Source organism: Polynucleobacter sp., from assembly GCF_018500155.2.
In the GTDB taxonomy this organism is placed as follows: Bacteria; Pseudomonadota; Gammaproteobacteria; order Burkholderiales; family Burkholderiaceae; genus Polynucleobacter.
Genome location: NZ_JAHBAK020000055.1, coordinates 1 through 7519, shown reverse-complemented (window position 1 = coordinate 7519; position 7519 = coordinate 1). Strand labels below are relative to the sequence as shown.

General features: G+C 44.2%; 8 protein-coding genes. 3 read left to right on the top strand and 5 right to left on the bottom strand.

The annotated features are described in order from the left end of the window. The 3 genes from KIH43_RS08920 to KIH43_RS06960 all read right to left on the bottom strand — a co-directional run. Positions 1 to 161: type II secretion system F family protein (locus KIH43_RS08920; RefSeq protein WP_366069228.1), on the bottom strand; the 161-nt coding region annotated here is incomplete at its 3' end. Then, a complete protein-coding gene (locus KIH43_RS06965; protein ID WP_297719166.1) occupies positions 152 to 1231 on the bottom strand; it encodes a GspE/PulE family protein in 1080 nt (359 codons plus the stop codon). The genes KIH43_RS06965 and KIH43_RS08920, both read right to left, overlap by 10 nt. Then, on the bottom strand, positions 1228 to 2517 hold the full coding sequence (locus tag KIH43_RS06960; protein ID WP_296967038.1) for a CNNM domain-containing protein: 1290 nt from the start codon (positions 2515 to 2517) through the stop codon (positions 1228 to 1230). The genes KIH43_RS06965 and KIH43_RS06960 overlap by 4 nt, the downstream gene beginning before the upstream one ends. A 127-nt stretch (positions 2518 to 2644) precedes the next feature. On the opposite strand from KIH43_RS06960, the gene KIH43_RS06955 reads away from it, so the two are divergent. Then, positions 2645 to 3157 (top strand): methylated-DNA--[protein]-cysteine S-methyltransferase, encoded by a 513-nt coding sequence (locus KIH43_RS06955; protein WP_297719163.1) that lies wholly within the window; start codon positions 2645 to 2647, stop codon positions 3155 to 3157. 5 nt (positions 3158 to 3162) lie between these two features. Here the strand turns inward: KIH43_RS06955 and KIH43_RS06950 are convergent, their stop codons facing one another. Continuing rightward, complete coding sequence (locus tag KIH43_RS06950; protein ID WP_296967036.1) at positions 3163 to 4140, bottom strand: squalene/phytoene synthase family protein; 978 nt, start codon at positions 4138 to 4140, stop codon at positions 3163 to 3165. Between the two features lie 107 nt (positions 4141 to 4247). Between KIH43_RS06950 and KIH43_RS06945 the strand changes: the two genes are divergently transcribed. Next, positions 4248 to 5663, top strand: a complete 1416-nt coding sequence (locus KIH43_RS06945) for a sodium:solute symporter family protein (RefSeq protein ID WP_296967035.1) — start codon at positions 4248 to 4250, stop codon at positions 5661 to 5663. A 102-nt stretch (positions 5664 to 5765) separates the two neighbouring features. Then, complete coding sequence (locus tag KIH43_RS06940; RefSeq protein ID WP_296967034.1) at positions 5766 to 6785, top strand: 2-dehydropantoate 2-reductase; 1020 nt, start codon at positions 5766 to 5768, stop codon at positions 6783 to 6785. 70 nt (positions 6786 to 6855) lie between these two features. On the opposite strand, the gene KIH43_RS06935 is transcribed toward KIH43_RS06940, so the two are convergent. Beyond that, positions 6856 to 7519: fumarylacetoacetate hydrolase family protein (locus KIH43_RS06935; RefSeq protein WP_297719159.1), on the bottom strand; the 664-nt coding region annotated here is incomplete at its 5' end.

The following is a 7519-nucleotide window of genomic DNA, read 5'->3' as shown; positions in this document are numbered from 1 at the left end:
CCCTTTTTCAGCTGATTCTGAATTTTCCTTAACCATGATTGTTGATTTTGCTCAGAAGATGCGGCTATCAGACGTATTGCGTCTAATAAAGGCAAGCCAGCATCCAGAAGTGTCAGCAGTTGTTGGGCAAATCGATATTCAATCTCCTTTTTTAATGCCATGCACCGACCTCTGCCTCAAATGCAATTCGATCAATGATTCCTTCTTCAAGGCGACTTAAACCCGCCTTGGCGATACCCTTAAAAGGAATGTCGGGATCTAAAAGTTGTTCTATTGTCAGGATTTCGTGAATGCCGATCCGCCCTAAATAACCGTTCCCATTACAGACGCTGCAACTAAAACGATCTTGATGGGGCCATGCTTTGCATGCCCTGCAAAGCATGGGCACTAAACGCTGCGAACTGACACAGCGTAGGGATGATTCAAGTGCTTCTAGAGCCACTCCCAAGCTTTTGAGACGAGGTAGAACACCTCTAGCGTTGCGCGTGTGAAGGGTGCTCAAAACGAGATGTCCTGTTTGCGCTGCTTGAATCGCGAGCTCGGCAGTTGCTTTATCACGAATTTCACCGATCATGATGACATCTGGATCTTGGCGCAATAAGGCCTTAATGATGACAGGAAAATCTAATCCAGCTCGAGGGTGATAGGCGACTTGATTGATTCCAGGTAGACGGATTTCAACGGGATCTTCTATGGAGCAAAGGTTGCGATGAGATTGATTGAGCGCATTCAAACAACTGTAGAGGGTGCGCGTTTTTCCGCTACCCGTTGGCCCTGTGACCAATATCAAACCATTCGGTTCTTGAAGAGCCCTTTCCATCACAGTAAGTTGGTCGGGTAGTAGACCAATTTTTTCTAGTGCCAACTCTTCAATTCGATTAGGTAGGATGCGAATGACCGCTTTTTCTCCATACAGTGTTGGCAATACAGAGACTCGGCAATCAATATTGGGATTTGCAAAATCGAGACCAATGCTTAAGTGTCCATCTTGAGGAAGACGTTTCTCTGCGATATCAAGACGAGCCAGAATCTTGATGCGCGTAATCAGTCGCTCATGAATTTCTAATGGGTAGTGTGAAAAAACGGTTAATGAACCATCAACGCGAATGCGCACCACCATCTCTGTACGACTGACTTCGACGTGAATATCACTGGCCCGAGCTTCAATAGCATGGGCTGCTATTTCATACCAGGTTCGAACAATCAGTGAGTCGTCATGGGAAAAACTCAAGCTAGAGTTTGATTTATCAGTGGACGATACAGTTTGACAGTCTTTACACCTTGTTCATCAAATTGCACGATTTCCATAACGACTCCGCCAATTTTGATGCTGACATCATGATCAGGAATGGCCTCGAGCTTCTCTAAAATTAATCCATTTAAGGTTCTCGGCCCATCAAGCGGAAGATTAAGATTCAGTAAGCGATTAAGATCTCGCAAAGTAGCGCCGCCACTAGCCAGATAAGTGCCGTCGGGCAGCCAATGTGGATCAGTTGAAAGATTTGAAAATGAGGTTGTGAACTCGCCAATCAACTCTTCCACAATATCTTCGAAAGTGACAAGACCAAGCACCTCACCATACTCATTGACGACTAGGCTCAGGCGCTGCTGATTGTCCTGAAAAAATTGCATTTGTTGCAATACTGGCGTGCCTGCAGGAATGAAATAAGGTTCATTGATGAGCAACTTAAAGTCTTCGTGTGTTAAATCCGAGTCGCCCAATAAAGAGAGAGCCTTTTTAACTGACAAGATACCGACAATACGCTCAGAGTCGCCATCACACACCGGTAATTTATTGTGATAGCAAGTTTCTAGTTGCTGAATAACCTCTTCAATTGGTCTAGAAAGATCTAAAACTTCAATTTTTGCTCGAGGCGTCATCACATCATCAACTGTGATGTTTTCTAAATTAAATAGGTTGAGCAAAATATTGCGATGGTGATTAGAAACAAAGCGATTCGATTCTAAAACCAAGCTTCGCAATTCTTCTTTACTCATAGATCGACTATCAGCAGAAGATTGCAAGCCTGATACGCGCATCAAACCAGATACAAACTGATTGATTAGCCATAAAAGGGGTTTAAATAAGAAAGTCAGCGGCAAAATCAGCCAGCCCACATTTGCAGCAATCTTTTCAGGAAAAGCAGCCCCAATGACTTTAGGGGTAATTTCACTAAAGATGATGATGAGTAAGGCAACTACCAAAGTGGCGATAGATAAAACTAGGCCGCTATCTCCAAAGAGGTGTAAGGCTATTCCCGTAACCAGAATTGGCAGAATAGTATTGATGAGATTATTAGAAATTAAGAGTACTGACAAAAGAGAGTCAATTCTTTTGAGCAGGCGCTCAGCTAATGCAGCCCCACTGTTGCCGCTATTTGCCATAGCCCGAAGTCGATGGCGATTAGAGGACAGCATGCTGGTTTCGGCCATTGAGAAAAAGCCAGAAAGCGCCAGCAAAAATAGAATTAAAGCGACCTGACTGTAAAGTGGCCAATCGTCAAAAAAGTTATCCATGGGCTATGCCTAAAAAAGAAGGATGATTCAATATAGCAAAGTAGACTTATAGAAACCATCATTAAAGCGCGAATGGGGATTGATCGATTCATCAGCAAACGCCTAAAGTTGTGTGAGAATCTCCTTTATGGGGATTTCCAAAAAGCAGCCAATTTACGATAGTGCAAGTTATTGCGTTATTCAGGCACCCTTTGGTAGGCTGGGAGTGATGACTGAGCTAGTTGATGGGAGTCTTATGTTGTCAAGAATCGACTACCTGGCTGCTGATACTGCTTTATCAAAGCCCAGCAATGATCTGGCTAAAGAGGTAGAAAAACAGTGCGGGGCCTACTTCAAAAACCCACATTTTCAATTTGATTTACCCATGAAGCCTATGGGTACCACCCATCAGCAAAAGGTATGGAAGTGTGTTCGGGAGATACCAACGGGCAAGACGAATACTTACGGTGAAATTGCTGGTGCGATTAAGAGCGGGCCCCGTGCGGTTGGTACAGCGTGTGGAGCAAATCCATTTCCTTTGGTTACTCCATGCCATCGGGTAGTTTCGGCCCAGGGTATTGGTGGTTTTATGAAAGAAGATGCACCTGGCTTTTATCGCCAAATCAAAGTATGGCTCTTAAAGCATGAGGGCGTTCTCTAAGAGCACTATTTTTTTGGCAGATCTTTTGCAGCAATTCGAAAGAAGATCTTCATCAAGGTATTACTACTAGCCCCAAACTTTGTAAATACATAAAAAGTCATTACGGTTTTTCGTGAAAGCTTGACTTCATCTTTGTTGTTAAATTGTTCGCGTTGAGCGATTTTAGAAAGCGTCATTACAGCCAAGCCAAATGCTAGAAAGCAAAAACGTCTAATCCCAATGTCTTTTTTGGGGATCCGAAGTATATATTGCATTGAAGCCTCCAGTTTTATGTGGGCAATTCGCAATAGGTCTAATTGAGTCATGCCAGCAGGTTTCCATGACACGCCTCTGGCTCGATCCTCGGGAGAATCTTTGAGGATATTGGTCATTTGTAGTGCTTGACCAAAATCAAGGGCAAGGTTTTCTTGCCCTTGAAAATTACGGGCAAATTCACTGGAGTGATTGCTAAAAATGGTGGTTAAGAGTTCGCCCACCACCCCTGCGACAACATAACAATATTCCTCGAATTCTGTTAGATCTTTTAGGCCCATTTGGGATTGCTTGCTATGAAAGCGAGACATGCCTTCTGACATGATAGAAACACAACGGCTCACAGCTGCTTGATCTTGAAGTGTGCAGGTATGCAGAATTCGTAGAACTGTTGGCGTATGCGCAATCAGATCAAGCTCATCTGGATTCCCGTATCCGTGAAGTGCACGAAGACATGGTTCAACAAATGATTGGACCGAAGATTTTTCTAAAACAGCATCAAGAAACAATTTGGACAGATGTTGTTTTGTCTCTGGTTGCAAATTTGCAGCATCTTCAATGGTGTCAACAATGCGACATAGTAGGTAAGTGTTCCCGACTACAACTTCGATAGCGGGGGGCAGGAGAGGGATGGTGAGAGCAAATGTCCTAGAGACTGAGCCTAAAATCGCTTTTTGATAAGCCAGCTCTGCATTTAAGTGCTCGATAGGGTTGCTTTTGGTTGCTTTCACCCAATCATTATGTCAGACGTGCCGGCCTCAATTTGGTGTGGATTTCCTGAGTAACAAAAGTGACATAGCCATATAATTTCACCAAATTCTGCAAGGAGAAATCTGGCGTGCTGATTTGGTTCGTCATCATTTATTGGGTGGTCTCTGTTGGCATCGGCCTATGGGCTGCTTTGCGCGTGAAAAATACCGCTGACTTTGCAGCAGCAGGTCATAGCCTACCAATGCCAATTGTGACAGCTACCGTATTTGCAACATGGTTTGGTTCTGAGACTGTTTTAGGTATTCCCGCCACTTTTTTGAAGGAGGGTCTGGGGGGTGTAGTTTCAGACCCTTTTGGCTCGTCTCTTTGTTTAATTTTGGTAGGTCTGTTTTTCGCACGTCATTTATACAACCGCCGCATGCTCACCATCGGTGATTTCTTCCGTGAGAAATATGGTCGCACCGTAGAGGTCTTAGTGACCCTGTGTATTGTGGTCTCTTATTTGGGTTGGGTAGCGGCTCAAATTAAAGCGCTAGGACTTGTATTTAATGTAGTGTCCGAAGGTAGTATTTCTCAAACAGGTGGCATGTTAATTGGGGCTGCCAGCGTTTTAATCTACACCCTCTTTGGTGGTATGTGGTCAGTTGCCATTACAGACTTTATTCAGATGATCATTATTGTGATTGGGATGCTGTATATCGGCGGTGAGATGACTGTGCAGACTGGTGGTGTTGGCGTGGTGTTGGAGCATGCCGCTGCAGCCGGACAGTTCAGTAATTTCTGGCCTGAAATGAATTTGGCCTCAATCTTAGGTTTCGTGGCTGCGTTATGTACCATGATGCTCGGATCCATACCCCAGCAAGATGTTTTTCAACGCATCACCTCTAGCAAAAATGTGAATATTGCTGTGAATGCGGCCATTTTGGGCGGTGTGCTGTACTTCGTATTTGCATTCGTCCCCATGTACATGGCTTATTCAGCAACTTTGATTGATCCGGGTTTGGTCAGCGAGTATCTCAATACCGATCCGCAAATGATTTTGCCTAGGTTGATTTTGAATCACGCCCCGATCATTGCTCAAGTCATGTTTTTTGGCGCACTGTTATCCGCAATTAAGAGTTGTGCAAGCGCTACCTTGTTAGCCCCATCAGTTACATTTGCTGAAAATATTGTGAGAGGCTTTTTCAAGCACTTATCTGATCATGACTTACTCAAAATCATGCGCATTACAGTTCTTTGTTTTGCAGTTGTGGTCACATTCTTTGCGGTGAACTCTGAGCTATCCATTTTTAAAATGGTGGAGAGTGCTTATAAGGTGACTTTAGTTGCCGCTTTTGTACCACTTGCTTTTGGGGTTTATTGGTCTAAGGCTAATTCTTTGGGCGGGCTGCTAGCAGTGGTGGGTGGTCTCACTATTTGGGTTAGTTGTGAAATTTTGGCGCCGAATGCCATCATGCCCCCTCAATTAGCTGGTTTATTGGCCAGTATTGCAGGAATGATTTTGGGAAGCTTGGTGCCAAAAGATGAGCTCAAAGCGGTTTAACTGAGCTAATTGCCTAAAAATTAGGCAATTAAATTTGTTGCACCGCAAAACATTCACATTAAAATATCAGTAATTAAAAATTTCTATTCTTTTGGAGTTCCTATGAAAATTTGTGTGATCGGTGGGGGTGGCGCCATTGGTGGTTACCTTGCTGTCATGTTGGCGCGAGCCGGTAATGACGTAACCGTGGTGGCGCGTGGCGCAACCTTAGCTGCCATTAAGGAGCGTGGTCTTGCATTAATTATGGATGACCAACCCGAACCATTAGTTGCGCAGGTAAAAGCGGTAGAAAAAATCAGAGATGCTGAAACACCAGATGTTGTGATTTTGGCTGTAAAGGCACACCAAGTTGAACCTATCATTGATGATCTGGCTGCCATCATGGGCCCAGAAACCATTTTGATTCCTATGCAAAATGGTATTCCTTGGTGGTACTTCCAAAAGCTTGGTGGTGAATATCAAGATCATGCAGTGGAAACAGTTGATGCTGGTGGTCTTGCCAAAAATGCGATCAACCCTAACAACATTATTGGCTGCGTTGTTTACCCCGCAACCTTTACGCAAGCTCCAGGCGTCATTCGCCATGTAGAGGGCAATCGTTTTCCGTTGGGCGAGTTAGATGGCAAGAATACAGATCGCATTCAGAAAATGTCGGAGATGATGACTGCCGCTGGCTTTAAGTCTCCTATCTTGGATGATATTCGCTCTGAAATTTGGCTCAAGCTGTGGGGCAATATGACATTTAACCCTATTAGCTCTTTAACTCACGGAACCTTGGAAGGCATTTGCCAATATCCATTAACGAAAGAGTTAGCACGCAATATGATGGCTGAAGCGCAAACCATCGCTGAAAAATTGGGTGTCACTTTCCGTGTAGATATTGAGCGTCGTATCGCTGGTGCTGAAAAGGTTGGCAAGCATAAGACTTCGATGTTGCAAGATCTTGAAGCTGGCCGTAGTTTAGAGATCGATGCATTGTTGGGCTCAGTGATTGAATTGGGCAAAATTACGCAAACTCCAACTCCTTGCTTGAACACGGTATTTGCTTTGACTAAATACTTGGATGAGAATGTCCAGGCATCAAAAGGCAGTCTTGCTCTGCCCTCTGTATCGGGCTACTAAGATTGTTTTAGGTAATAAAAAACCCCTTGCAAGAACACCAGCAAGGGGTTTTTCTTTTGGGTGATCGAACTTATTCGAAACGGTTATCCAATCTGCCGACACCATCAATGATGATGCTGACATTGCTACCAGGTTTCATCGATCCTACGCCTACCGATGTGCCGCAAGCAATGATGTCGCCTGCCTCTAATGGGACATCTTGAGAAATCAGGCTGACGAGTTTGGCGGGTGGGAAAATCATATCTGCCACTGGGTAATTTTGACGCTCTTGATCATTCAAAATTGTCTTGATTGTCAATTTGCTGGGGTCAACATTGGTTGTAATGTATGGACCAAAAACGCCAAAAGTATTGAAGCTTTTGGAGCGCGTCCATTGTGCATAACCAGGGTCGCGATTGAGAATTTCAATTGCCGTCACGTCGTTGATACAGGTATAGCCAAAGATGGCCTGAGCAGCTTGGGCTTCATCCACCTCATGAATGCGTTTACCAATCACAATACCTAATTCGCCCTCATAAACCACTTTTCCTGAATATGACTTGGGCGTTTTAATTACTTGATTTGCTGCTAAGAAGGAGTTATTGCCTTTTAGAAAATATAGTGGTTCTGCTGGAACGGCATGCTCAAGTTTAGTCACTAGGGCATGAAAGTTATCTGCCATTGCCACCATCTTGGATGGCTCGCAGGGGATATCGATTGTGACATCAGCCAATGGAAGTGTTGCGCCTGTAGGG

Coding starts and splice junctions, on each gene's coding strand:
- KIH43_RS06960 (WP_296967038.1), bottom strand. CDS start 2,517: ATGGATAACTTTTTTGACGATTGGCCACTTTACAGTCAGGTCGCTTTA.
- KIH43_RS06955 (WP_297719163.1), top strand. CDS start 2,645: ATGGGGATTTCCAAAAAGCAGCCAATTTACGATAGTGCAAGTTATTGC.
- KIH43_RS06940 (WP_296967034.1), top strand. CDS start 5,766: ATGAAAATTTGTGTGATCGGTGGGGGTGGCGCCATTGGTGGTTACCTT.